Source organism: Paenibacillus sp. GXUN7292 (assembly GCF_050864975.1).
Lineage (GTDB): Bacteria > Bacillota > Bacilli > Paenibacillales > Paenibacillaceae > Pristimantibacillus.
This window is the reverse complement of sequence record NZ_JBOZWO010000052.1, coordinates 1-26,586: the sequence shown is the minus strand read 5'-3', so window position 1 is coordinate 26,586 and position 26,586 is coordinate 1. Positions and strand designations below refer to the sequence as shown.

General features: G+C 46.8%; 23 protein-coding genes. 14 read left to right on the top strand and 9 right to left on the bottom strand.

Going from position 1 to position 26,586, the window contains the following annotated elements; all coding sequences use genetic code 11:
- The first annotated feature begins 56 nt into the window (after positions 1–56).
- From ACRRU2_RS26085 to ACRRU2_RS26045, 9 genes are all read left to right on the top strand, one after another.
- Positions 57–1,334, top strand: a complete 1,278-nt coding sequence (locus ACRRU2_RS26085; RefSeq protein ID WP_331698008.1) for a lactate racemase domain-containing protein — start codon at positions 57–59, stop codon at positions 1,332–1,334.
- Positions 1,331–2,842, top strand: coding sequence for a gluconokinase (locus ACRRU2_RS26080; RefSeq protein WP_432506159.1), 1,512 nt, complete (start codon positions 1,331–1,333; stop codon positions 2,840–2,842). Before ACRRU2_RS26085 ends, ACRRU2_RS26080 begins: the two co-directional genes overlap by 4 nt.
- 34 nt (positions 2,843–2,876) lie before the next feature.
- Entirely contained in the window at positions 2,877–3,692 is an 816-nt protein-coding gene (larE, locus tag ACRRU2_RS26075) for an ATP-dependent sacrificial sulfur transferase LarE (protein ID WP_432506157.1), read from the top strand.
- Positions 3,689–4,363: a nickel pincer cofactor biosynthesis protein LarB gene (larB, locus tag ACRRU2_RS26070; protein ID WP_432506155.1), complete on the top strand. Its 675-nt coding sequence runs from the start codon at positions 3,689–3,691 to the stop codon at positions 4,361–4,363. The genes larE and larB overlap by 4 nt, the downstream gene beginning before the upstream one ends.
- Positions 4,360–5,949 carry a nickel pincer cofactor biosynthesis protein LarC gene (larC, locus tag ACRRU2_RS26065; RefSeq protein WP_432506153.1) on the top strand — a complete coding sequence of 530 codons (1,590 nt, stop codon included), beginning with the start codon at positions 4,360–4,362 and terminating at the stop codon, positions 5,947–5,949. Before larB ends, larC begins: the two co-directional genes overlap by 4 nt.
- 1,230 nt (positions 5,950–7,179) lie before the next feature.
- Positions 7,180–8,136: an acetylxylan esterase gene (locus tag ACRRU2_RS26060; protein ID WP_331698003.1), complete on the top strand. Its 957-nt coding sequence runs from the start codon at positions 7,180–7,182 to the stop codon at positions 8,134–8,136.
- Positions 8,137–8,214: 78 nt separating this feature from the next.
- A complete protein-coding gene (locus ACRRU2_RS26055) occupies positions 8,215–9,177 on the top strand; it encodes an alpha/beta fold hydrolase (protein ID WP_331698002.1) in 963 nt (320 codons plus the stop codon).
- 536 nt (positions 9,178–9,713) lie between these two features.
- Positions 9,714–10,577 carry a VOC family protein gene (locus tag ACRRU2_RS26050; protein WP_331698001.1) on the top strand — a complete coding sequence of 288 codons (864 nt, stop codon included), beginning with the start codon at positions 9,714–9,716 and terminating at the stop codon, positions 10,575–10,577.
- Positions 10,578–10,657: 80 nt separating this feature from the next.
- Positions 10,658–11,269 carry a nitroreductase family protein gene (locus ACRRU2_RS26045; protein WP_432506150.1) on the top strand — a complete coding sequence of 204 codons (612 nt, stop codon included), beginning with the start codon at positions 10,658–10,660 and terminating at the stop codon, positions 11,267–11,269.
- 157 nt (positions 11,270–11,426) lie between these two features.
- Here ACRRU2_RS26045 and ACRRU2_RS26040 read toward each other — a convergent pair whose 3' ends face one another.
- The 4 genes from ACRRU2_RS26040 to ACRRU2_RS26025 are packed head-to-tail and all read right to left on the bottom strand — an operon-like array spanning position 11,427 to position 13,890.
- Positions 11,427–12,119, bottom strand: coding sequence for an LrgB family protein (locus ACRRU2_RS26040; RefSeq protein WP_331698000.1), 693 nt, complete (start codon positions 12,117–12,119; stop codon positions 11,427–11,429).
- Positions 12,116–12,472: a CidA/LrgA family protein gene (locus ACRRU2_RS26035; protein ID WP_432506148.1), complete on the bottom strand. Its 357-nt coding sequence runs from the start codon at positions 12,470–12,472 to the stop codon at positions 12,116–12,118. The genes ACRRU2_RS26040 and ACRRU2_RS26035 overlap by 4 nt, the downstream gene beginning before the upstream one ends.
- Before the next feature lie 34 nt (positions 12,473–12,506).
- Positions 12,507–12,917 (bottom strand): bactofilin family protein, encoded by a 411-nt coding sequence (locus ACRRU2_RS26030; protein ID WP_331697998.1) that lies wholly within the window; start codon positions 12,915–12,917, stop codon positions 12,507–12,509.
- On the bottom strand, positions 12,904–13,890 hold the full coding sequence (locus ACRRU2_RS26025) for a M23 family metallopeptidase (protein WP_331697997.1): 987 nt from the start codon (positions 13,888–13,890) through the stop codon (positions 12,904–12,906). Before ACRRU2_RS26025 ends, ACRRU2_RS26030 begins: the two co-directional genes overlap by 14 nt.
- A 216-nt stretch (positions 13,891–14,106) precedes the next feature.
- Between ACRRU2_RS26025 and hisJ the strand changes: the two genes are divergently transcribed.
- The gene (hisJ, locus tag ACRRU2_RS26020; protein WP_432506145.1) at positions 14,107–14,937 is read left to right on the top strand and encodes a histidinol-phosphatase HisJ; all 831 of its coding nucleotides are present in this window, start codon (positions 14,107–14,109) and stop codon (positions 14,935–14,937) included.
- Between the two features lie 51 nt (positions 14,938–14,988).
- Here the strand turns inward: hisJ and ACRRU2_RS26015 are convergent, their stop codons facing one another.
- The 3 genes from ACRRU2_RS26015 to thiD form a co-directional block, all read right to left on the bottom strand.
- Positions 14,989–15,426 (bottom strand): DUF2500 domain-containing protein, encoded by a 438-nt coding sequence (locus tag ACRRU2_RS26015; RefSeq protein ID WP_331697995.1) that lies wholly within the window; start codon positions 15,424–15,426, stop codon positions 14,989–14,991.
- A 307-nt stretch (positions 15,427–15,733) separates the two neighbouring features.
- A complete protein-coding gene (locus ACRRU2_RS26010; protein WP_432506143.1) occupies positions 15,734–16,879 on the bottom strand; it encodes a ParB/RepB/Spo0J family partition protein in 1,146 nt (381 codons plus the stop codon).
- A 92-nt stretch (positions 16,880–16,971) separates the two neighbouring features.
- Positions 16,972–17,823 carry a bifunctional hydroxymethylpyrimidine kinase/phosphomethylpyrimidine kinase gene (gene thiD / locus ACRRU2_RS26005; protein WP_432506141.1) on the bottom strand — a complete coding sequence of 284 codons (852 nt, stop codon included), beginning with the start codon at positions 17,821–17,823 and terminating at the stop codon, positions 16,972–16,974.
- A 124-nt stretch (positions 17,824–17,947) separates the two neighbouring features.
- On the opposite strand from thiD, the gene ACRRU2_RS26000 reads away from it, so the two are divergent.
- Positions 17,948–18,451 carry a CYTH domain-containing protein gene (locus tag ACRRU2_RS26000; RefSeq protein WP_432506139.1) on the top strand — a complete coding sequence of 168 codons (504 nt, stop codon included), beginning with the start codon at positions 17,948–17,950 and terminating at the stop codon, positions 18,449–18,451.
- Between the two features lie 55 nt (positions 18,452–18,506).
- Here ACRRU2_RS26000 and ACRRU2_RS25995 read toward each other — a convergent pair whose 3' ends face one another.
- Entirely contained in the window at positions 18,507–19,883 is a 1,377-nt protein-coding gene (locus ACRRU2_RS25995) for a DUF5808 domain-containing protein (protein WP_432506137.1), read from the bottom strand.
- Positions 19,884–20,091: 208 nt separating this feature from the next.
- On the opposite strand from ACRRU2_RS25995, the gene ACRRU2_RS25990 reads away from it, so the two are divergent.
- Positions 20,092–21,081, top strand: coding sequence for a Gfo/Idh/MocA family protein (locus ACRRU2_RS25990; RefSeq protein WP_432506135.1), 990 nt, complete (start codon positions 20,092–20,094; stop codon positions 21,079–21,081).
- 382 nt (positions 21,082–21,463) lie between these two features.
- Here ACRRU2_RS25990 and ACRRU2_RS25985 read toward each other — a convergent pair whose 3' ends face one another.
- A complete protein-coding gene (locus tag ACRRU2_RS25985) occupies positions 21,464–22,456 on the bottom strand; it encodes an aldo/keto reductase (RefSeq protein WP_432506133.1) in 993 nt (330 codons plus the stop codon).
- A gap of 151 nt (positions 22,457–22,607) precedes the next feature.
- Here ACRRU2_RS25985 and ACRRU2_RS25980 point away from each other — a divergent pair, with 151 nt between their 5' ends.
- Entirely contained in the window at positions 22,608–23,597 is a 990-nt protein-coding gene (locus tag ACRRU2_RS25980; RefSeq protein ID WP_331697988.1) for a lipoate--protein ligase, read from the top strand.
- A 181-nt stretch (positions 23,598–23,778) separates the two neighbouring features.
- Positions 23,779–26,292 carry a heparinase II/III domain-containing protein gene (locus ACRRU2_RS25975; RefSeq protein WP_432506131.1) on the top strand — a complete coding sequence of 838 codons (2,514 nt, stop codon included), beginning with the start codon at positions 23,779–23,781 and terminating at the stop codon, positions 26,290–26,292.
- Positions 26,293–26,586 lie beyond the last annotated feature (294 nt).

Genomic DNA, 26,586 nt, shown 5'->3' with positions numbered 1-26,586 from the left:
TATTATCGCAAGCTGCTTGCAGATCATGCGGCTGTCGCGAGTGAGGAGATGGCAAGATGACGGATATTTTAAGAAAATTGGTAGAGCATATTCCGCTGCCTAAAATGTACCGGATTAAGCAGCAGTTTGATAATACGACTTTGAGTGATCCTATTGGCGATTTGACAAATCTTATGCGCAGCAGCGATTCAGTAAGCACGATCAAAGCTGGGCAAAAGGTGGCGGTAGCAGTCGGAAGCCGCGGCATTTCACGCATTAATGAAATCACGAAGGCTGTAATCAGCGAGTTGCAGCGCATCGGCGCTGAGCCGTTTATCGTACCGTGCATGGGCAGCCATGGCGGCGCAACTGCAGAAGGCCAAACGGAAGTGCTGGCCCATCTGGGCATCGACGAGGAGCGTATGGGCTGTCCGGTTCGTTCCTCAATGGAAGTAGTTGAGCTGGATCGCCTGCCTAACGGTTTGCCGATTTATTGTGACAAAATCGCTGCAACAGAAGCAGATGCGATCGTTATTATTAACCGGATCAAGCCGCATACAGCTTTTCGGGGGCCGATTGAAAGCGGTTTGTTCAAAATGATTTCGATCGGACTGGGCAAGCAGAAGGGGGCCGAGGCGTGTCATCAGCTAGGCTTTAAGTATATGGCCGAAAATGTCCCTGCTATGGCGAAGGTTATGATTGAGAAGCTGCCGATCAGCTTCGGCGTTGCGATTGTAGAAAATGCCTACGATCAAATATGCCGTATCGAGGTGCTTGGTACTGACGCGATGGAGGCAAGAGAAATTGAGCTGCTTGTAGAAGCCAAAAGCCGGCTTCCGCAAATTATGTTCCCTGAGCTGGATGTGCTCGTTATTGACTATATAGGTAAAAATATTAGCGGGGACGGTATGGACCCGAACGTTACAGGCCGTTATCCGACGCCTTACGCGCATGGTGGTCCAGAAGTAAATAAAATGGTTGTGCTGGACCTGACGCCTGAGTCGAAAGGAAATGCCAACGGCGTAGGCACGGCTGATTTTACAACTAGAAGACTGGTGGATAAGGCAGATTGGCCAGGCACTTATGCCAACGGCTTGACGTCTACTGTATGTGCGCCGACGAAGCAGGCGACGACGCTTGCGGATGACCGTGATGCCATCAAGGCAGCAGTTAAAACCTGCAATATTCTTGACTACACAACTTGCAGACTAGCGCGCATTCGCGATACGCTACATTTGGGCACGATTGAAATTTCTGAGGCTTTGCTTGAGGAAGCAAAGAAAAACCCGAAAATTGAAATTGTGGAAGGACCTTACGAATGGGAATTTGATGAGGAAGGATATTTGCCAAAATGAATGTAGAGCAAAAAATTGTGCTGGCTGTTGATCTTGGCACTACGAGCACCAAGACGCTGGCGGTTGATATGGATGGCAATGTGCTGGGAAGCCACGCTATTGGATATCCGCTGCATACGCCTAAGCCTGGTTATGCGGAGCAGGACCCTGATGAGATTCTAGAAGCTATGCAAAATACGATTGCTGAAGTGATGAAGCAGGGGGGCTGGCACGCTGAAAATGTGCATTGTGTCACATTCAGCTCTGCCAATCACAGTCTGATTGTAATTGACAAGGATGGCAATCCGCTGACGCGAAGCATTACATGGGCGGATCAGCGAAGTGCTCCGCAAGTAAAAAGACTGCTCGAGAGCGGGGAAGGACTCGCGATTTATTCACGTACAGGTACTCCTACGCATCCGATGTCGCCGCTGGCCAAAATTATGTGGATGAAGGAAGAACAGCCAGATTTATATGCGGCAGCCTATCAATTCATTGGGATTAAAGAATATATTTTCAATCGTTTATTCGGCACGACTGTTATGGATTACTCGATTGCGAGCGCAACCGGCATGTTTAATTTGAAAGAGCTGGCATGGGATGAAGAGGCACTTGCGCTTGTTGGCATTAACAAGTCGCAGCTTCCTCCGCTTGCGCCAACGACCGATCGCTTGACGGGACTGCGTGAGGAGGCTGCTGCGCGCATGGGGCTGAGCCCGGCAACACCGTTCGTGCTTGGAGCGCAGGATGGCGTACTCGCCAATCTGGGCATCGGCGCTGTCACCGACGGAGTTGTTGCCGTTACGATCGGCACGAGCAGCGCGGTGCGAGCTTGTGTGAATGAGCCGACCTTCGATCCGGAAGGGCGATTATTCTGCTATGCATTAGCTGAAGGCCACTGGCTTGTCGGAGGACCTTCCAACAATGGCGCTATCGTAGCACAGTGGACTGCAGAGCGGCTATTCCCCGGCAAAAAGATGGAGGAAGTGCTGCCACAAGCTAGCAATATAGCACCAGGAGCGGATGGTTTGTTGTTTATGCCGCTGCTGTCTGGCGAGCGTGCTCCGTTTTGGGATGCGGAAGCGAAGGGGGTTATGTTTGGCCTTACGCTTGCTCATACAGAGCAGCATATGCTGCGCGCAGCAATGGAAGGCGTTATGTTTCAAATTGCGGCGATTTGCCAGTTGATGGAGAAAGCGGGCAATGCGCCGAAAGAAATAAGAGCGTCGGGCGGCTTTGCGAGATCGGAAATATGGTGCCAAATAATGGCGGATATATTGGGTGTTCCTGTTCATATTCCAAAAGTAGTGGAGAGCTCGGGACTGGGCGCCGCACAGCTTGGCCTGTTTGCAATGAATAATTGCGAGGGGCCGCTATTGCGCTGGAGCGGAGTAAGCGGTACCGTTTATGAGCCGAGTATGGAGCATCATGCGGTCTATCAGAGGCATTTACCGATTTATTTGAACCTTTATTATTCTTTAAAAGATTCTATGAGCGATATTACAGCTCTACAGCGTCATAATATATAAGTAATGTTGCATCATCTGGGGAGGACTGTCGATCATGCATGATAAATATAGCAAGCTGCAAGCGATTTTAACGGAAATGGATTCCGTAGTCGTTGCATTCTCTGGCGGTGTTGACAGTACGCTGCTGTTGCATGCGGCTGTGGCAACACTTGGGGCAGAGCGTGTACTTGCTGTTACCGCTGATTCGGAGACGTATCCTTCGGAGGAGCTGGAAGAAGCCATTCGGCTTGCCGAGCTGATAGGAGCGCCGCATCAAGTTATTGAAACATCTGAGCTAAGCATTCCCGGCTATAAGGAGAATGACTCCAATCGCTGTTATTTTTGCAAGCGCAGCTTGTTTGAGCATTTGGAGCCCTTCTTGGCAGACGGCAAGTATAAGCATATCGTTTATGGCTTGATCGCGGATGATATGAATGAGCATCGGCCGGGGATGAAGGCAGCGAAGGAGCGCGGCGTGCGCGGTCCTCTGCAGGAGGCCGGCCTGTTCAAGGAAGAAATTCGCGACCTATCAAGCGAATTTGATTTGCCGACTTGGAATAAGCCATCTTTTGCCTGCTTGTCATCGCGCATTGCTTATGGCGAGATGATTACGATCGAAAAGCTGGGGCGTGTAGGCCAAGCTGAGCGATATATACGCTCTCTAGGGCTTGGTCAGGTACGCGTCCGCAGCCATGGCGATATCGCCCGCATTGAAGTGGAGCCTGATGCAATGGAGCAGGTTGTAAAGTATTCGTCTGAAATTTCTGCGAAGCTGAAGGAAATTGGCTTTATATATGTAGCGATGGATTTGACGGGCTATCGCAGCGGCAGTATGAATCAGATGCTTTCTGTCAAAGGAGAAAAGGCATGACGAGCTTTGAAGATATGGGATTTTGCAAATTGGATATAGATCGACAGCAGCGAACAGGTCATCCCGAGGTCGTTTTTGGAATGAGCAAAACGGCCGATCAAGTAGAGCAAATTGTAGCGAGCCTTATTCAAAACCATAATCGCGCGTTAGTTACACGAGCTACGCAGGAGATGGCCGATCGGATTTTAACTCGTTATAAGGCAGCTACCTATAATGAAGTTTCCAAATTAATATGCTATGGACAAGCCGAAAGAAAGCTCCCGGGCAAGGTTGCTGTACTGACAGCAGGAACTACTGATATTCCTATAGCTGAGGAAGCGGCAGGTACAATTGAATGGATGGGCGGACAGGCGGATCGCATTTATGATGTGGGCGTAGCTGGAATAGACCGTTTGCTTAGTCAAAAAGATCGCATCCGTGAGGCTTCCGTTGTAGTTGCTGTAGCAGGAATGGAGGGGGCATTGGTCAGTGTTGTTGGCGGTCTTGTTCGAAGACCGGTCATAGCGGTACCAACCTCGATTGGCTATGGCGCTAATCTGCAAGGAATTACAACACTCCTTGCCATGATGACATCATGCGCTGCAGGTGTAACGGTCGTTAATATTGACAATGGATTTGGGGCAGGCTACCAGGCAGCCATGATATTACAATTAGTAGCGGAGGGCGTATGAAAACACTCTATTTAGACTGCATATCTGGCATTGCCGGCGACATGACACTATCGGCCCTGGTTGATTTGGGCGCCGATCAGGATTATATTATTTCACATCTGAGATCGATGCCGATTGATCCTTTTACAATGGAGTTTCAGGAGGTAGATCGCCGCGGGATTACCTCCAAGTGGCTGAAGCTAGAAATTGAACAAAGTCACAGCCACGATCACCACCATGGACACAGCCATACCCACGATCATGATCATCACCATGAACACAGTCACAGCCACGATCACGATCATCACCATGGACACAGTCACAGCCACGATCACCATCATAGTCACGATCATGAGCACCATCAGGGACACAGCCATAGCCATGATCACGATCATGAGCACCACCATGGACACAGTCACAGCCACGATCATGAGCACCATCATGAGCACAGCCATAGCCACGATCATGACCACCGCCATGAGCACAGCCATAGTCACGATCACGACCACCACCATGGACACAGCCATAGCCATGATCACCACCATGGACACAGCCATAGTCACGATCACGATCATGAGCACCGCAAAGCGGCTGATATTATTGCCATGATCGAGCAGTCCGCGCTGCCAGCAAGAGCCAAGGAGCGCAGCATGGCGATATTCCAGCTTATTGCGCAAGCGGAAGGCAAAATTCATGGCATTTCACCTGCTGAGGTACATTTTCACGAAGTAGGCGCAATGGATTCTATTATTGATGTTATTGGTGTATGCCTCGCGCTTGAGAGTTTGGATATTGATCAAATTATAGTTTCTCCGGTGCCTACCGGCACAGGCAGAATGCGAATGGCGCACGGGCTTTACCCGATTCCTGCCCCAGCGACTGCAGAGCTGCTTCGCGGCGTTCCGCTTTCAGCCTTTACGGCGCAAGGCGAGCTGACCACACCTACTGGCGCAGGCATTGTAAAAGCACTGGCAGCAAGCTTCGGAACGATTCCGCCAGGCACAATTGATCGAATTGGCTATGGCGCCGGGACGAAAAATTTTGACCATCCTAATGTAATAAGAGCTGTTTTGATGAAGGAAGAGCAAAGTGAAGTCAAACAGTCCATATCCACTGGTACTGAGGGGCATGCTGTTGAAACTGTAGCAACGCAATTTATCAAATCAGATGAAGCGTCATATGAAATGATTACGATTTTGGAAGCGCAGGTAGATGATACGACAGGGGAATTGCTTGGCTATACGATGGAGCGGCTGTTGGAGGCAGGGGCGCTCGATGTGTATTACACGCCTGTATATATGAAGAAGAACAGACCTGGCGTTTTAATAACGGTTTTATGTTATCCAAAAGAGAAGCAAGCTTGCGAGCAGATTTTGTTGGCTGAAACATCGACAATAGGCGTTCGCAGCAGCCAATGGCAGCGAAAAGCGCTTAGAAGGCAATGGATAGAAGTTCAGACAGAATACGGCTTCATTAAGGTTAAGCAGGCTTTTGACGGCGAGCGTTTAATGTCCCAGGCGCCAGAGTACGAGGAGGCAGCCAAAGCAGCACGTCTGCACGGTGTATCCCTGGACGACGTATACAAAGCGATATACAGATCACTATAGCTAGAACGATTGATGACGGATTGAACAGGCAGGCCCTTTGAAAAGAAGCGGCCTGTTTTTTATTTTAAATGTGAAAGCACGCTTCCCTTTTTATTGCTACCCTATGTTTGTGCAAAATAAATTGCCACGGTCACACGTTCCGTTATTTGCTGCAAAACTGTCATTTTTTTTGTTTCGCGGTCACACATCCCGCTATACGGCTCCAAATCAGTCTTTTTCAGTGAATTATGGTTCAATAGCGGAACGTCTGTCACTTTGCTGCCTTAAAACTGCTATTTTGGGCGTAATAACGGAACGTCTGACCAGCTAGGAAAGTTATCGATTCAATCTACTTTTGCGCAGAATAAATTGAAGCTATCGATCCAATCTACTTTTGTCTAAAATAAATTGCCACGGTCACACGTTCCGTTATTTGCTGCAAAACTGTCATTTTTTTTGTTTCGCGGTCACACATTCCGCTATACGGCTCCAAATCAGTCTTTTTCAGTGAATTATGGTTCGATAGCGGAACGTCTGTCACTTTGCTGCCTTAAAATTGCTATTTTGGGCGTATTAACGGAACGTCTGACCAGCTAGGAAAGCTATCGATCCCAACTACGTTTGCGCAAAATAAATTGCCACGGTCACACGTTCCGTTATTTGCTGCAAAACCGTCATTTTTTTTATTTCGCGGTCACACATTCCGCTATACGGCTCCAAATCTGTCTTTTTCAGTGAATTATGGTTCAATAGCGGAACGTCTGTCACTTTGCTGCCTTAAAACTGCTATTTTGGGCGTAATAACGGAACGTCTGACCAGCTAGGAAAGCTATCGATTCAAACTACGTTTGCGAAAAATAAATTGAAGTTATCGATTCAATCTACGTTTGCGCAAAATAAATTGAAGTTATCGATTCAATCTACGTTTGCGCAAAATAAATTGAAGCTATCGATTCAATCTACTTTTACTCATAATTAATCGGCAATTTCCTCAGTTTCATTGTTCACCCCGAGATTCAAGAAGAAGTAATATAGCTACGCGGCCATAACTCAATATAACTCAACATAACTCAACATAACTCAACTTAACTCAACACAACAGTCAGATATAAGATCAGCCTTGCTTTATTTCATAGCTGAAATGGAAATCATCGTAAATTTGCTATTTTAGTGCTTAAAAAAAATAGTATAATCGCATATACTTGTTAGGTAGGTCAATTGTCAGGATAACAAGCTAAGGGGGAAACTGCAATGCCGTTAGTGGACATGCCGATGGAGAAATTAAAGCAATATGAGGGGATTAGCCCCAGACCAGCAGATTTTGATGCCTATTGGGAGCGGGCGCTTGCAGAAATGAAAGCCGTTGATCCTCAAATAGAGCTGGTGCCTAGCGAGTTCCAGGTACCGAATGCAGAGTGCTTCCATCTGTATTTCACGGGAGTAAGAGGGGCGCGTATCCATGCCAAATATGTACGTCCCAAAAATATCGCAAAGCCGCATGCTGCAATGCTTCAGTTTCACGGTTACACAGGCCATTCAGGTCACTGGATCGATAAGCTTAGCTATGTAGCTCAAGGCTTTTCTGTATTCGCATTGGATTGTCGCGGTCAGGGAGGTTTATCTGAGGATACAGGCGGCGTAAAAGGCAACACCCACCATGGTCATATTATTCGTGGATTGGATAGCCACGAGGACGATTTGCTGTTCCGGCATATTTTCCTTGATACAGCTCAATTAGCTTCCATCGCCATGTCGATGCCAGAGGTTGATTCTGAACAGGTTTATGCTATGGGGGGCTCTCAAGGGGGCGCATTAACAATTGCTTGCGCATCCCTTGAACCCAAAATTAAAAAGCTGGCCCCTGTATATCCATTTTTGAGTGATTACAGACGAGTATGGGAAATGGATCTGGCTGATCGAGCATATATAGAGCTGAAAAAGTATTTTATGCTGTTTGATCCACGGCATCTTCGCGAGGAAGAGATGTTTAACCGATTAGGGTATATTGATATCCAGCATTTAGCATCCCGCATTAAAGGAGAAGTGCTGATGGGTGTTGGATTGATGGATACTGTGTGTCCGCCCTCGACGCAGTTCGCCGCTTATAACAAAATCACGTCGCCAAAACGGCTGGAGATCTATCCTGATTTCGGCCACGAGGAGCTGCCGGGCTTTAGCGAAATCGCTATGCAGTTTTTTCTTGAATAGTAAACTGTGTGCAGCTGCGAATAGCAGCATATAACGGCCTTTCCAATTAAACAACAATGTACATAAGGAGGAAGAGTCATGCCTTTAGTTGATATGCCTCTTGAGAAGCTTAAGCAATACGAAGGAATAAACCCTCGGCCAGATGATTTCGACGCTTATTGGGAGCGCGCGCTAGCTGAGATGAAGGCTGTAGATCCGCAGGTTGAGCTGGTGCCTGCCGAATTTCAAGTGCCAGGTGTGGAATGCTATCATTTATACTTTACAGGTGTACGCGGTGCACGCATTCATGCCAAATACTTGCGCCCTAAGGATGCTGCAAAGCCGCATAAGGCTGTGCTGCAATTTCATGGCTATACTGGACATTCAGGCAGCTGGATGGACAAGCTTCCTTATGTTTTCCAAGGCTTTTCTGTATTCGCATTGGATTGCCGCGGACAAGGCGGTTTATCGGAAGATACAGGCGGCGTAAAAGGCAACACCCACCATGGTCATATTATTCGTGGATTGGATAGCCACGAGGACGACTTGCTGTTCCGGCATATTTTCCTTGATACAGCACAATTAGCTTCCATCGCCATGTCGATGCCAGAGGTTGATTCTGAACAGGTTTATGCTATGGGGGGCTCTCAAGGGGGCGCATTAACAATTGCTTGCGCATCACTTGAACCCAAAATTAAAAAGCTGGCCCCTGTATATCCATTTTTGAGTGATTACAGACGAGTATGGGAAATGGATCTGGCTGTTGATGCATATTTTGAATTGCAAAATTATTTCAGAAAATTTGATCCGCGCCATCAACGGGAAAATGAAGTGTTTACCCGCCTTGGATATATTGATATTCAAAATCTGGCAGGCAGAATTAAAGGCGAAGTATTGATGGCTGTAGGGCTGATGGATCGCGTATGCCCGCCGTCAACGCAGTTTGCTGCATACAACAAAATTACAGCGCCTAAACGCTTGGAGATTTATCCTGATTTTGGACATGAGTTGCTGCCTGATTTTGCGGATATAACGCTGCAGTTTTTCCTTGATCAATATTAAGCTGAATACTCCGATTATGAGAAGTGAAAACTAATCATAATCGGTTTTTTTGTTGTTTAGCTCGAATTGATCCAAATGATGCGGACACTGATGACCGTTAGCGCACACTTTTCGCCAACCTCCACTTCCTAACGGACAGAAATATCCGTTAGCGGAAAAAAAGCTAAAGAATTCGACGGAATGTTCCTCTAAAGGACATAAGTGTCCGCATAAGCAACAAAAAGACTGCTTTTTACTTCTAACGGTCATTAATGACCGCACTGCAAGCAGAAGCCAGGCGGCTAAATAGATAGCGCCGTATCGTTTGTTCTTTACATGACGGCAAGTTAGGTCACCGATCGGTGATTTTGTTTTGTTACGACATATGGCAGAGTGAAAATAACTAGAAATGTTGACGCAGAAAAATATATTATGTATACTAAATATATAAAAGTAAGTAACTAACCAATAAAGAATTGAAAGACATAGACCTTGACTTGTCTGTTCAAATCAGCAATGAAATGAGATAGGCAGTCGAAAATATTTTATGGAGAGGAATGACAGCAATGCTGCATCCACAAACAAAATTAGGGGAAGTAAAATTAAAAGTAAGCAAGCTAGAGCGTTCCATTGCTTTTTATGAGCAGGTCATCGGTTTGCAGCTGTTGAGCAAGGAAGGGAATATAGCAAAGCTTACAACGGATGGGCATAATGTTTTGCTTATTTTAGAGGAAGTTGAAAATGCTATCGTTGTTCCGGAGCGCAGAATGAGCGGCTTGTATCATTTTGCTATTTTATTGCCATCTCGCGAGGCGCTCGCCATTACCTTGCAGCATTTAGTTGAAATGAATGTGCATATTGGCCAAGCTGATCATTTGGTAAGTGAAGCGTTATACTTATCTGATCCAGACGGCAACGGTATTGAAATATATCGGGATCGCCCAAGAACAGAGTGGACCTATGACGAGCAAGGCAATGTAAATATGGCTACGATTGCTATAGATTGGCAAGGCTTGCTAGCACTGGCGCAGGGGCAGACATGGAGCGGGCTGCCAAAGGATACGGTCATCGGCCATGTTCATTTCCACGTGAATAATATGACGAATTCCAAGCAGTTTTATATTGATGTGCTGGGCTTTAAGGCGGAGGCTGATCTAATGCGTCAGATGGGCGCCTTGTTCGTTGGGGCTGGCGGGTACCATCACCATATGGGGCTTAATATTTGGGCCGGCAGCAATGCTCCGATACCACCCAGCAATAGTACAGGAATTGATTACTTTACGATAATTGTACCTAATCTTGAAGAGCTTAGTCTTCTGAAAAGCAGGCTGGATGCAGCAGGAGTTGCTGTAGAGAATAAAGACGGAGCTTTATTTTTGAAAGACCCTAATGAAATTGGGATCAAACTTATCGTTGGCTGATTTGTGCATGTATGTTTGAATTTGGCCAGGGAATTATAATACAGTCTGCTATCACATTTGAACAAGAGAGGAAGTTTACATTGAATCACGAAATTACTACCAACTTTTTATCTGCTATTAAAGCAAGAAGAAGTCATTATGCCATTAATAATGAGCAGCTAATTAGCGACGAGCGTTTAGAGCAAATTATTGAATTTGCCATTAAGCATACACCCTCTGCGTTTAACTCTCAAAGCGCGCGTGTCGTATTGCTGCTAGGCGAGCAGCATACAAAGTTTTGGAGCATTACAACAGAAACTTTGCGTGCAATGGTTGATCCGGATAAGTTTGGTTCAACTCAGGACAAAATGAACGCTTTTGGCGCAGGCTACGGCACCGTATTGTTCTTTGAGGATCAAAGTGTAATTGAGGGCTTGCAGCAGCAATTCAGCTTGTATGCTGACAACTTCCCAATCTGGTCGCTGCAATCCAACGGAATGCTGCAGCTAGTCGTTTGGACTGCTTTGACAGACGAGGGCTTCGGAGCATCCTTGCAGCACTATAACCCGCTTATCGATGATGCTGTAAGAAAAGAGTGGGGCCTGCCTGACAGCTGGAAGCTGCTTGCGCAAATGCCATTCGGCAAACAATTGTCTGCACCGGGCGAGAAGCAGTTCCAACCGATCGAAGAGCGCTTTAAAATAAAAAAATAATTTCATAAAAAGGGCTTGTATCTCAGATGGAATATCTGTGAATACAGGCCCTTTGTTTCTAACATCAGTCACTTCTCTTTATAATAATTTATTAAGTCTATCAAAATAATGAGCAGCAAGATGATGAATGATTGCAACAATGGCTTTAGTAAAGAAATCAATGAAACCAACTATAAATCGGTATAAATAAAAGGCTGGTAAGTATAGCCGAAATCCCCATGGCAAAGCCGCTCGTACTTCCTGCAAGTTCTGAGTCTTGAATAATCCGCGCTGTTCCGATGCCATGCGCTGCTGTTCCCATAGCAGTGCCGATCGAGATATCGTCGCGCACGCCGGCAAATCTTAAAAGAGCGGGTCCCGCGATACTGCCGATTAAGCCGGTTAAAACGGTAAGCACAGCAGTCAGCTCCGGTATGCCGCCAGCTTGCCGCGAGATTTCGAGCGCGACTGGCGAGGTGGCGGACTTGGGCATCATTGTTGCAATAAGCTCGCTGCTGCCGCCAAGCATCCAGACGAATGCCGCCGACAATAGCAGTGCGCTGATCGAGCCTGTCGTAATGCCAGCGATAATCGGGATGATTTTCGATTTGATTTTTTCGGCATTTTTGTAGAGCGGTATGCCAAGCGCTACTGTAGCGGGTCCTAATAAAAATACTAAAATATCGGCTCCTTTGCGGTAAGATTCATAAGGAATTTCCCATATCATTAGTACAGCTATAATCGCAATGGAGCAAATGAGCAAAGGATGGAGGAAGGACCATTTTTTTTGTAGAAGCAAGGCAGCAGCATAAGCGGCTATCGTAAGTGTCAAGCCAAATAGAGGCTCCGTTGCAAACGCTTCAAAGCTCATAGCTGTTCAGTCTCCTTATTCTTGTTTTTCCCCCATTTGCTGACGGACCAGCCCGTTACGAGCAGCACCCCGAACGTGCTGAGAAATAAGCTGACGACGATAGAAACGGCATGGCTGCCTATAAATGAAAAGAAAACCATCGTGCCTACAACAATTGGCGCAAACAAAAGCATCATATGGCGTATAAGAAAAATCCCGGCTTCTTCTACCCAGTCCAGCCTAATGATTTTTAAAAATAAAGCGAGTGTAAATAATAGCAAACCAATAACGTTAGCTGGCAGTGGAATGTGCAAGACAGCCTGCAATATATAGCCGATCAAATAAAAAAGCAGTAATATAGCAAATCCAAGCATATGGAGCTCCTTTGCAATAAGGGGGTTTGGCTCGCTAAATAGCTGCCTTAGCCTGACCTTGATCGTGATGCTTTTTCTCGGAAACTGCCTGCTCCCGGTTTTGCATCACGCTTGAACCGTTGAAGATGCCGCCAGCTTCAATAATGAAAGAGCCGGCCTCAACATTTCCTTTGAGCGTACCGGTGGAGCAGATGGTCAGCTGGCCCGTTGCCTTTACATTGCCGATTAATGTTCCAGCCAGTACAAGATCGCGAGCAGTCACGCTGGAATTGGCGCTGCCGCTTTCTCCTATAATAACATCCCCGCCGCACTCAATATCACCTGTAATGCTGCCTTCAATGCGAATGCTTGCCTTCGAATGCAGCTTGCCTTCAAATACCGTTCCTTCACCGATTAATGTGTCTGTTTTGTTCGGATCAATAATACTCTTTTTACTTTTGAACATGATCATTGTCCTCTCTATCTTCATTCATATAGGGTAGCGGATTGACGGTTACGCCGTTTACGATAACCTCGTAATGCAGATGGGGGCCGGTGCTGCGGCCAGTGTTGCCCAGCTCTCCTATTATTTGACCTTTAGTGACCGTGTCGCCAACCTCGACGAGTCGCTTATTCAAATGCAAGTAGCGCGTGCTGACGCCTTTGCCATGGTCTATCGCTATGTAATTTCCGTAAGGATATTCACGCTCTGAAATGGTCACCTTGCCTCCTGCTGCTGCATAGATCGGATCTCCTCTGTTTCCGCCTAAATCAATGCCGGAATGATAGGTGGACCGCCTGGTGATAGGGTCTTTTCGAATACCGAATTCAGAGGTGATTTTACGTGAATCGGCCGGCCATAGGGTCGGCGTTTTTTCGAGTATTTGCTTATGCTTGATAGCAGCCAGACGGGTTGCCTCTAAACTGGGCTGCAGTTGATCAATGCGCATATCAATAGCTGAATATTTAACTTGAGCGGCTTCGGTCAGGGAATGAAGGGAATACTCCGATATCGGCAGCTCTTCGCCGCCTTGTCCGCCGCTTGCAAGATTAGAGCGCTCATTGGCGGCTGTATCGGATAAGCCGATCATTTCTTTCAGCTCCAGCTCCAGCTCATTAATTTCGCTGAGCTTGCTTTCAATAGCTTGGGCTTGCTCGGAAAGCGTTAACAATTCAGCTTGCATATGAGCAATTTGTTCATTCTTATTGTGCAGCTGATCTTGATAAACAGATTCCGCTGCATGAAGCTGCGATTCCAACTGCTTCGTCAGCCGATTTTGATTCGAGTAAAGCCATGTTATAAAAATAACTGCCGCTATCAATAAAATAACGACAGCAGGCAAGGCAATTAAAAAAAGTCCGGGCAGGCGAAAACGCCGGACAGATTGATTCGCACTCGGAATAACAACGAATGTGAATGATTTGAACCATCCGTTCATACTGAGCCTCCTATAACAATATACAATGCCAAGGGCATACTGAGCTGGAAACTTCTCCAACCCATTTCATTCGACATAAACATTGTAAAATCCTGCTAGCAGCTATGGTGAAAATTGATTGAAAATGTTGATTGCTGGAGCAAGATGTGCAGTCAAGCATAACGTGACTTTCTAAACGGTTGATGATAGGATGAAAAATATAGGGGAAGTAAGGAGATGATGGCTATGCTGAAGTGGGATGGACATACGCATACTAGATTTTGTTATCATGGCAGCGATGCTGCCTCGGAGCTATATATTGATCGTGCGATAGAGCTCGGCTTTGAGCGCTATACCTTAAGCGAGCATCCTCCATTGCCGGCAAACTATGTGGATGATGCGAGCTTATTCGCGGAGCTTGCGATGCCGATGGAGCAATTGCCAGATTATTTTCAATATGTGAAGGAAATGAAGGAGAAGTATGAAGGCGCAATCGAAATTACGGCTGGACTGGAACTGGATTATTTGCAGGGACATACCGATTTTACAGCTTCCATAGTGGACCGCTGGCAGCATGAGCTGCAGGATGTTGTATATTCTGTTCATTACTTGCCAGGTGTTGGCGGGATGAGATGCATTGATTTCACGCCCGACGACTTTAAGACAAATTTGCTTGCTTATTACGGCACAATGGAAAAAGTAGTGGATGAATATTATGATCATGTCGAGCAGGCTATTGCTGAAGCGTCCAAGCTGCCCATGCGCACGAGAATTGGGCATATAAACCTGATTCAAAAGTTTCAGACTGTACTGCCGCCATTGGATCAAGAACAATTAAATAAGCGCATGCGTGCACTGCTGCCGCTGCTGGCCGGCAGCAAGGTAGCTGTCGATATCAATACTGCAGGGCTCAGGGTAGCTACCTGCGGCAATGCTTATGTGCCACCATGGTTTATGCAGGAATGTATTTCCCTTGGCATTGCCTGTGTCTATGGCTCCGACGCTCACAAGCCTGAGCAGGTAGGCTTTGGTTATGATTATTACGAACAGCATTATTTGAAACGGTAACTTACAATCGAATACCGCTAACTTCATTAAATAACGGAAGCCGGGGCTCAGTTAATACTGAGTATCCCGGCTTCCGTTATTTCTTTCAAACGCTACGATCCATTCTCCTTGTGTCAGCGCATAACCGATGTCGCCTTCCACTACAAGCCCATACAAGTTTTTGACATCAAGATACTCTTTGCGTTGGCCGTTTTCGAATTCCAACGTAATATAGTAATATGTTCTGGACGAATGGGTCGTATGCATATGGCCGGCATCATTCATATGGTTATGATGATTGCTATGGCTGCGTACTTCCGTTCGCTTGGCAACTACTCTGGCATAGACGCTTTCCTTGGGAGAGCTGGCATTATTGAAATATTTTGCCGCATTAAAAATCAGCATAACAATAACGATAACAAAGACGATTCCGATTAAAACGGGGACTATGCTAAACATCGCATTAAAGCCTCCTCCGAAGGAAGAGCCAAATGAGCTATCTGGAAACATGCTTTAACCTCCTTAATTGACGCAGCTATAATACGATACGTATGAAATGAAAAAATGTTGCATAAGAAGAAACGCTGCGCGGCCTCGGCTTGGGCGAAAACAAGCCTAAGGCGAAAAATCATATTTTTCTATAATAAAAAAAGTGACCCTACGGCAACGGGCCAAGGGTCTAAGGTTTATATATTATAAAAAAGGGGGTCAAGTTCAAGTATAGACGTTTATCATTAAAAACTGATGAAAGAAATATTTCATTTTCATTACAATTATTGGATAGCATTTCCTGTTTTCGTTATGCACACCAATCCTATTATTTTATATTTGTCCAAAACGCAAGCTGCTGCTGCAGCTGACTGATCAGCGTTTGAATATTTTGCTGCAGCAGTATCAGCTCATCCGGATCGTCCTTCGCTTTACGAAGAAGCTCCTGCACATCATGCCCAGCGGTATCAGAAAGCTTAGTGACGTCCAGCAATTGCTGCAGCATTTGCAAAGGATTTTGATTAATCGGAGCAAATATGGTTACCCCAACATGATCTGAGCTGGAGTGCAAGGCTAGACCATCTGGCGCAGCAGTAACGGCAGGATTGGCCATAACCGCTTGTTCTGCAAGGCTTTTTGGCTCAAGCGCAAATGCCTGGGATGAGGACGGCACTGCTTGCTCAGCCGCTTGAGACGCTTCCTCCTCACGAAGGCGTTCCAGCTCGGCACGCTCGGCTGCTTCCGTGGCGGCGCGGGCGCGTTCCTTTTTATTTTGCTCGCGGGTAGACCAGGTTTCGATAAGGCCTGGACCGTCTTTAAGCAGCAGTTTTTCTTTCGTGCTGTTGGAAATCGTTGTATCCTTAAACAGCTTGGCAATTTTTTTTACGTCGCTGACTGGCAGCTCGTCGCGCGCTGCTATTAAAGCAAGCGGATCACGGTGCTCCATTGGCAAATCCTTAAGCGGAAGCAGCTGCTCTTCGGTCAAGCAATTTTTGCGTATTTCAGTGCCGCTGACGATTAATTTTTTGACGGCATTGCTGAATTTTAACAACTCGCATTTATTTTTGATATAGCTTTCTGTCTTGCCAAGCTTGGCGGAAAGAAATTTGGTTGAGCTGCGGAATTTGGGATCATTAAGCAGCTTATGAAACGCTTCTGCTTCTTCAATCGGCGAGAAGCCCTCGCGCGTCAAGTTTTCCGCAATTTGCTCCAGATAAATATCCATTTCGGTCATAGCTTCTGATACGATGCAAGGAATCGTTTCCTTGCCCAGCCGCTGGGATGCCTTATATCTTCTATTGCCATAAATGATTTTGTAACGCCCGTCTGCTGTCGGACGAACTTTAATAGGCGAAAGCAAGCCCAGCTCTTCAATGCTGTTCATCAGCTCCTGCAAGGCCGCTTCATCGAACTGATAGCGAGGCTGATCAAGGTCCTCGTCGATCAGTTTTAAATCCAATTGAATGATTTCCATCTGCTTGTCCCCTTTCACTGTATGTTTCTTGTACGAAGCGAAGGAAGTACCCTTGCTATTATATACCAAGCAATTGGCATCAGGTAAGGAAATTATTTTTGAACAGCATTGTCAGCTGATTGAGCAAGCGATTTTTTGTAAGCAAAATGATTGGTGGGGCCTTGACCGGCGCCAAGCGGCAATCCAGCTTCAATTGCAGCTTGAATAAAGGCCTTCGCCGTGTGCACAGCTTCAAGCGGAGCATTTCCGCAAGCAAGCGAAGCTGTAATGGCCGCTGAAAAAGTGCAGCCCGTCCCATGCGTATGCCTGGAATTTATTTTTTTTCCTTCCAAATAAATAAATTGCCCGCCTTCGTAATATAAATCCACTGCCATGTGCGCATTTGATTCATCGTGGCCGCCCTTGATAACGACGATACTTGCTCCCAGCTGCCGCAATCTTTTGGCGGCTTGCTCGCGTTCAGATAATGTAGATATAGTCATGCCGGCAAGAACCTCTGCCTCAGGAATATTAGGCGTAATAATAAGCGAGAGCGGCAATAAATGCTCCACGAGCGCGTCTAGCGCATCGGAACGGAGCAAGGCAGTGCCGCCTTTTGCAAGCATGACAGGATCGATGACGAGCTGCTTCCAGCCGAAATGCCGAACTGCTTCTGCAACGGCTTTAATCATGCTAGCGTTAACCAGCATGCCCGTTTTGAACGCTTGCGGCGTTAAATCCTCGCCAATAGCATGCAGCTGGCTGTGCAAGGCTTCCAGCGAAGCTGGGAAAACCTGCTTGACTCCAAGCGTATTTTGGGCAGTGATCGCAGTTATAACGGACATGCCGTATGCGCCCAGCTCCTGGAAGGTTTTAATATCGGCTTGAATGCCCGCGCCGCCGCCGCTGTCGGAGCCTGCAATGGTCAATGCTTTTGGATAATTGCACAGGGGAGAAAATGACAAAGTAGAGCCCTCCGATCCAGACGATGTTCAATATTGTAAATGTAGCATACTTGAAGAAGGATTGCTTCCGTTCGTTTAGAACACTTATACTGTTCTTAACAGGAATAGGGAAAGGGGCCCGCATATGGCACTTGAAATTGAAAGGAAATTTCTGCTTCAGCAATCGCCGCAGCAGCTGGCTGCCACCGGCATAATTACTATATTGTCTGAGCAGCGTATCGAACAAACGTATTTGGCGATTGACAGCAATGAGGAAATAAGGGTGCGCAAAATTACGGATTTGAGCACGAAGCAAACAAGCTTTACGCATACCTTCAAACGCGGCAACGGATTAGTGAGAGAAGAGATTGAATACGAAATATCAGAAACGATTTACGGGCAAATCATGCAGGCTTTTGGCTATATCCCGTTGACGAAAAACAGGATTACTGCGCAGTTCGATAATGGATTAATAGAAATTGATATATACGATCAAATTCAGTTGACCGTGCTTGAGCTGGAATTCAGTTCACTTCAGGAGGCGGAAAGCTACAAGTCGCCAGCATGGTTCGGAGCAGATATTAGCGGTGAGAAGAAGTACAGCAATAAAAAGGTGTGGAAGCAGCTGCAGGACGGCAAATTTGAGTAATAGATCAAATAAGAATACTTTCTTAAAAATGTAAAGGAGCAGCAGCGGCTGCTCCTTATTTCTCCAAATGCTTGACAAGCTCATTAAATACTTGCTTTGTTTTATCAGGCTCCAATTCATTATAGATGACGTAGAGATCTTTCAGCTTTATGACAATATAAGGAGATGAGTGCTTAAATACATACAGCTTAGCGTTGCCAAGCTCATTAAGCTTAAAGTTGCCGCGTGCATATTCCGAGGTGGCAATGCCATTGACGCGAAAGCCGCTAGGCATTTTTTCTTCCAGCAATACTTCCTCAATATCGCTCGTTTCGAATGTAAAGGAATAGGTCGTATCGGTGATGTGAACAGTGCCGGCTTCATTAACCGTCAGCTCGGGAGCTATGGAATCCGCGCGGATTATCATGACAGCTATCGGGATAACGATCGCTAGTACAAGAGCATAAGCACCGGTATATACGAACTTGCCGCCGGTTGTAGCAATGTTGACGGTAGAGCCTGCGCCGATACGCTTCGGCACCATTACTTTTTTGTCATTCGGGTTATTATAGACAAGGCCTGTTCCCCAGTAATGATCTTCATCAATTGTATCGGTCTTGCCGTTAGTATGCGCATAGCGGTATTCCAGTGTTCTAATGCGATGATAGGTATAATAGATAGACAGCAGCGGCACTAAAGAGACGATAAATATGCCGCACATCCATAGCGTAGAGCCGATTGAAGTGCCTTCCGAGAGCACAAAATATGCGACATAAGCGTTAATAGCTTCAAAGATTGCCATACAAAGCCACAGAATCGACCAATATTGCCGGGCCGCTTGGTGAATCGCCATATTGGCGAGCGGATTGCGGCTGTAAAGGCCGACACGATCGCGTGTAAATGCCAAGTTAAGCAAAAATAGGATGCCTGTCATTACTAGCGATGCAATACCTGACCAACGTACGAGCGGAAGCTCGCTGTTGGCTGCCAGGTATAACAAAGGCAGCGCTATAATGAGCGGCAGTACAAACCAGTAAGGCGGCAGAGGCCGTTTGCTTGCCAGCTGCTCCAATTGTTTCTCGATTTCAATCGTTGCTTTTTGTTTGCCAAACCAGTTCTCAGCGCGTTTGATCGCAATAGCTTTAAAATGAATATGCCTGTACGGAGCAGGTGACAGAAAAAACATCGATAATGACCAGACGATAAAATAAACAAAAGCTAGTGATGCGGATTGCTGCATCCAGTAGAACGGAAATAATGCAGCGGCCGCTATAAGCGTGTATACTACATATAGCGTTATGTATTCTTTGCGCAGCTGCTTGAATTGCTCGTCTTGAATCGCATCAGCCGGCAGCGTGACGCCGAACCACAGCTGCTTGCGAGGCACTGCTTGCATCATGTAGATTCCGACTACTGCAGCCAAAATTATTATTGCAGGAATGAGCAGCATCATAACTGTGCAAAACCTCCTGTCATAGTTGTTGAAATAAGTACTGGTATAGACGGCATGGCATTTCTTTCTTGTTTACGGTCCAATATTAATACAAAGGCTTCGATTTTGTCAAAAGAACGCGCGGCGTTTCTTCTTGGCAAATGCGTCTTCCCAATGGACGGCGCAGCGGTTTATCCTTGAAATACATAGTTGCAAGGGAGCTTGAATAATGAAGATACGTTTTGGAGTTATAGGCACGAACTGGATTACAGATCATTTTATTGAAGCGGCAAGGGAGCATCAAGATTTTGTCTTGAAGGCTGTGTTCTCGCGCACGGAGGAGTCCGGCACGGCTTTTGCCAAGAAGCATGGCATTGAACATGTATATTCAGATGTAGAGGCTATGATGCAGAGCGGTCATATAGACGCTGTTTATATAGCCAGCCCTAACAGCTTTCATGCGCGCTATGCTATTGCTGCGATGCAAAACGACGTGCATGTGTTATGCGAGAAGCCGGTTGCCTCCAACAAAGCTGAGCTGGAGCAAATGATAGAGACAGCCAAGCAGAACAAGGTGCTTTTGATGGAAGCTATGAAATCCACCTTAATGCCAGGGTTTAGTGCGATTGCTGAAAATATCGAAAGGATCGGCACGGTCAGGCGTTATTTTGCGAGTTACTGCCAATACTCTTCACGCTATGATGCTTATAAGGCCGGTAATATTATGAACGCGTTCAAGCCGGAGTTTTCCAATGGCGCTCTGGTGGATATTGGGGTTTATTGTATTTATCCTGCAGTCGTGCTGTTTGGCAGGCCGAAGTCTGTCAAAGCGGTTGGCTATATGCTGGAATCAGGAGTGGATGGCGAAGGCAGCGTGCTGCTGGAATATGAAAATATGGATGCTGTCATTATGTTTTCCAAAATTACGAACTCTCAGCTGCCTTCCGAAATTCAAGGTGAAGACGGCAGCATTATAATCGAGCGCATGAATGAGCCTGTACAAATCAGCCTCAAGCTGCGCAGCGGTTTGACGGAGGATTTGACCAAGCCGACCGTCGATCGTACGATGTATTATGAGGCGGCTGAATTTATTCAGCTGCTGCAAAAGGGCAAGCTGCAATCGGACATCAATACACATGAAGCTTCGCTTATTACGATGGAAATTATGGACGAGGCACGCAGGCAAATTGGTTTACGCTATGCAGCTGACGATAAGTAAGGCATTAAGGGTGTCGATTAATTGTGGGCAACGATTGGCAAGCAAAAAAATTTATCCTTTACAGGGGTTATTTCATCAAAAAAATTGGACTGCAACAGCGCGGAATCCCAACCTTGATCGTAGTAACATCCCTTTCGATTGCTTACTGCCCTATCCACAATTAATCGACAGCTTTTATTTCGAAGCTAGTAGAAAATAAATAAGCGGCGTTCACTAAAAAAGGGTGCCCCGTTGTCAAGTAACGATGACTTCCGGGATACCCTTTTTTTATGTTGGAAGAGCCGTTTATCCTTAAAATATAAGAAAGTATAAGTTTTTTATGCCTATACCAGTTCTTATTGTTCATCGGTAAACGCGCCTGTGCAAAGGACGGCGGAGCCGTTTATCCTTGTGTAAGCCTGTAGGAAGCAAACGGCTCGCCATGAATAAACTTGGCGCTGATCCGGTCTAGCTCCAGCATAATGTCTTGGGAAGGCTCGAACTGAACAGCCTCGCGATTGCTGCGCAGCTGGTCAGCCGATGTGGCGCCGACAATAACAGTGGAGACGGCCGGCTGCTTCATCGTCCACGCTAATGACAGAACGGCCGGCGTGCAGCCGCATGCTGCTGCAAGCTCGCTGACCTGCTGGCCAAGCTGCAGCTTGTCGGGCGATAAAAATTTTTGGAAATTTGGATCTCGTACCGCTCTTGATTGGGATGGCAGTTCGTCCTTTGAAATATATTTTCCAGTCAAAATGCCGCCGGCGAGCGGGAAGTACGGAATAATGCCCACGCCTTGATCCAGGCATAGCGGCACGATTTCGCGTTCCAGCGTGCGATCGGCAAGGGAATAGCTTTGCTGAATGGAGATATAGCGGCTGATGCCGAGCCGTTCGCTTATCCCGAGCGCCTTCATAAGCTCCCATGCCCAATAATTAGAAGCGCCGATATAGCGTACCTTGCCGGATTGGACCATCGCTTCGAGCGTCCGCAGCGTTTCTTCGAGCGGCGTGTAAGGGTCGAAGGTATGGATTTGATACAAATCAATATAATCAGTCTGCAGCCGCTTGAGGCTGTGCTCCAGCTCCTGCATAAGATGCCGCCGCGAGGAGCCGCGCGTGCTTGCGCCAGCTCCGCCTGCGCCTGCAGTCGGCAGCCCAGCTTTAGTTGCCAGCACGACTTCATGCCTTTTGTCCTGAAGCGCCTTGCCAATAATTCGTTCAGATTCTGTATTTGCGTATATATTTGCTGTATCGAGAAAAGTTATTCCGCTATGTATGGCCTCATCGATGATTTCTATAGAAGCCTGTTCGTCAGCACGTTTGCCAAAAGCATTCGTTCCAAGCCCTAGCTGCGATACGAACAAGCCGCTGTTGCCCAGTTGGCGGTATTGCATGCTAATCCCTCCTCATTAAGTCATTTTATTGAAGAAACATTATCGGGTGTTCTTTTATTGTGTGTTTGCTTATGCAGTTTGTCAATCCTGCCCGCCTACAGGTATAATTATTTGTGTAGCAGACAAGAAACTATGCGGGGAGGGACCTATCGTGCTTTTTGTAAGCAATAAAGGCATAACCGATCCAACGCTTAATTTGGCGCTGGAGGAATATATATTGCGGACGCTTCCGGATAATGAATATTTGCTGTTCTATATTAACGAGCCGTCTATTATTATCGGCAAAAACCAAAATACAGCGGAAGAAATAAATGCGCAGTATGTGGAAGATAACAATCTCCATGTTGTGCGCAGACTGTCGGGTGGCGGAGCTGTTTATCATGACCTTGGCAATTTGAATTTCAGCTTTATTATGAAGGACGACGGTCAGTCATTTCATAACTTTAAAAAGTTTACGGAGCCAGTCGTGACGGCCTTGCGTCAAATGGGCGTGGAGGCTGAGCTGACGGGCCGCAATGATTTGCAAATTGGCGAGAAGAAGATTTCCGGCAACGCCCAGTTTCAGACGAGAGGCAAAATGTTCAGCCACGGCACGCTGCTATTCGACTCAGAAATTGAAAATGTAGTGTCTGCGCTAAAGGTGAATGCAGAAAAGTATGTTTCAAAGGCTACCAAATCAATTCGCAGCCGAGTAGCCAATATTTCTGAATACTTAAAGGAGCCAATGACGATCGAACAATTCCGTGAGACGCTGTTAAAATCATTGTTCGCCGAGCATGGCGAGGTGGTTGAGTATGAGCTGACGGAAGAGGATTGGGCTAATGTCAGAAAGCTTGCAGACGAGAGGTACCGCAGCTGGGAATGGAATTACGGACGTTCCCCTGCCTTCAATATGCAGCAAAAAAAACGGATCGAAGGAGCCGGCACATACGATGTAAGGCTGCAGGTAGAGGATGGCGTCATAAAGAACGCTGTTATTTATGGCGATTTCTTCGGCCGCGGAGACAGCAGCGAGTTTGCTGATAAGCTGGTAGGCATCCGATATGAGGCGGCTGCGCTGAAGGAAGTAGTAAGCGGCGTCGATTTGACTTATTATTTTGGGCCAGTGACGGAAGAAGCTTTTCTTGAGTTATTGATGTAACGGTCTAAAAGGATGTGCGGCATAAAGAGCTTGCACATCTTTTTTTTGTTGTCTTATACCTGTATTTTACCTGTATATATTTATATTGATCTCACTCTTCTTCTGTGATATATTCCAAATGAGTTCCAAGCTGTAAGCGGATTCAGATATCATAATTTTAATGGATGTGGGGGGATTCAGGTTGAATAAGGCTGCTGCAATTGCAGGTATTGAGCTGTTGGAAATTGGCTTTTTGGAGCCGGGAGAGCGAGCAAAAATATATATAAAAGCCTATGATGCCGATCGGGAGTATGTAGAGGAGCCTGGGGAGCTGCAAGTGAAAATAGCGGCTGGCGATGCATCGGTTCTCCAGGTTGAGGATGAGGCTGTTATAGGCGTCCGAGCAGGCAGATCGGTAGTAGATGTATGGGTGAAATTGCCGCAGGGACAACAATTTTATAAAAGCTTGAATGTGCAGGTTATTGAGCAAGCATCCAAGCAATACTCAAATCTCTCAAATGTGGCAGAGCGTCCTCGCATTATGTTGACGAAGGAGGAGTGCGGCTTGCTTAGGAGCAGAGTGAGCCAGCCGAGTGACAGTGCGCTGCGTATCGATGTTGGCGCGATTTGGGCGGAGCTTAAGGAGGAGGGAGACCGCTTCCGCGATGAGAGCGGATTTACAGTTTCGTATGGCAACGCGTCCGATGTTATTCCGATTGCCTATCCGCTTGTTCAGCTTGCCCCGCGACCGGAACCCTCCGGCTATATTGACTATCCGTTCTGGACAATGTATTCGCGCGGCATTGAGCATCGTCTCGTTACTTTATCTCTAATGTATGTGCTAACGAATGAAACAGGCTATGCTGATAAAGCAAAATCGATGCTGCTGGAGCTTTCAGCATATCATCGCTGGTATGAGTTTTCCCATCGCGGCGCTGAGGGCAATCTGAGCAATGCCCACTTTACGATCGGAGCGGCAACTGCTTATGATATGCTGCACTCTTATCTCAATGAAGCTGAGCGTCTTGCGGTCCGTACAGCCATTTTGGAGAAGGGGCTTCGTCCGATGTCGATTGATTTCGGTAAAGATGATCAGCACAATATCGTTGTTGCCAAGCATGTGGCGATGATGATCGGCGCATTGTCCATTCTGGAAGAGGAGCCCGTTGCCGCGAAGTATGTGGAGCAAACTTATCATTATATGAAAACTTATTTGGACCGGCGCGTTGAAGCCGAGGAAACAGAAGGCTTGATGTACAACAATGTGGCAGCCAGGCATTTGGCGCAGGCAGCTGCTGCGTATAAGAAAACGACCGGCGATGCTTCACTTATTGAGCATCCGTTTCTGACAGTCTTTTTGCCAGAGCAGTTTTTTTATTTTCAATCGGCGGGCTATCAGCCGACGTTCGCTAATTTATCCGACAGCCATCCAAAGCTGGACTTGTCCCATATGATGTCTATGTTTGCAGAGTTTGCCTCCAACGGGGCGGCGATGTGGTATATCCAGCAGTATGAAGCGAATAAGCAGTCGGTGCTGCTAAATGTTATCAAAGGTACCGAGGCTGTTCCGCCAGAGCAATATTTTGCAGGGAAGCTGTCCAAGGTGTTCCCGCGTATTGGCTGGGCTGCGCTGCGAAGCGGCTGGGGGATGGAGGATCATCTAGTCGCCTTTACATCAAGCCCTTCTTGCCGTGATCATAATCATTTCGATCAAAACCACTTCATTATGAATGTTGGCGGAGAATGGTTGATTACCGATCCGGGCTATCAGGATTATAGGCCTGGTCCCAAACATGAAGTTACGGTCGGGTCGGTGGGTCATAACGTGTTGCTGGTCAACGGGCAAGGGCAGGTTAAGCGAGGAGGCGGAACAATTGTTCAGTCTCATACGTCGCCAAGCTTTGATGCTGTGCGCGGCGATGCGACCGCCAGCTATGATGGCGCGCTGAAGGGCTGGCACAGGACAGTTGTGCATGCAGCATCAAAGTATATTGTTGTTATTGATGAAATTGAGCTGAACAACGCTGAACATTGTGCCGAGCTGCTCTTGCATACGACGGCTGAAATACAGCCTGTTGAATCAGAGCAGGGAGCATACACGATCAGGGGGGAGCAGGCAGCGATATATGTAAAAGCTGCTTCGACCTCTGGCTTTAACGCAAAAATAACGCAATACGAGGGCGCAGAGGAGTATGGACAGTATGCCGTGTATCAGTTGCGTTCCGACGAAGCGGGCAGAGCTCGAATGATTACACTGCTTGAGCCGAACGCAGCAGCTGCTGACAAAGGGAAGCCGAAACTTGACTGGAAGGTGGAATGGCAGGAGGATACGGCGATTGTTACAGTGGGGGAAAGCGACCTTTTGCGTGCAGCGGCATTGACAGACGGCGGCGCTATCGAATGGCAGCGGAGAGCTGCTGCAGACGAACCTGCTATATATGCCATGTTCTCAGGAAAGTCGCTGCAGGCGGACGGTAATATGCGGATGACATTCTCTCAGCCCGCCAGCGCGACAGTAGAGCTTTATAAACAGGCTTGCTGCATTGCGATTACGCTCATTGATGCATGCCAAGTGCGTATAGCTATACCGGGGGCGATTGCAGTATATGATGCGGTAAGTAAGGCTGTTCTAGGAACCGTTCTTGATACATCTAACGAGATTATCGTAGATCTGCCGGCAGGAGAGCATCGTTTGAAAACGGATATGGCATTATAAAAAGAAAGAGCCGATAGCGGGTTGAATGCTGTTGGCTTTTTTGCTGCTGCGTGAACTACAACGAATATAAAATGTCTGTCGCTTTATTATGGGCAACAGTCTCTTTCCGCTCAGAATGACCATTTCGCATCATTACCGCGTCGAGTGTCCCTCCGCCCAAACTCAATCCAAGTACTTTCCTATTCAATCGCTTGTTACCTTATCCCACCCCAACTAATGGTCCGTCATCCTAGCTGGTCAGTCGTTCCCAACTAATGGTCCGTCTCTCTAGCTGGTCAGTCGTTCCGCTAATAT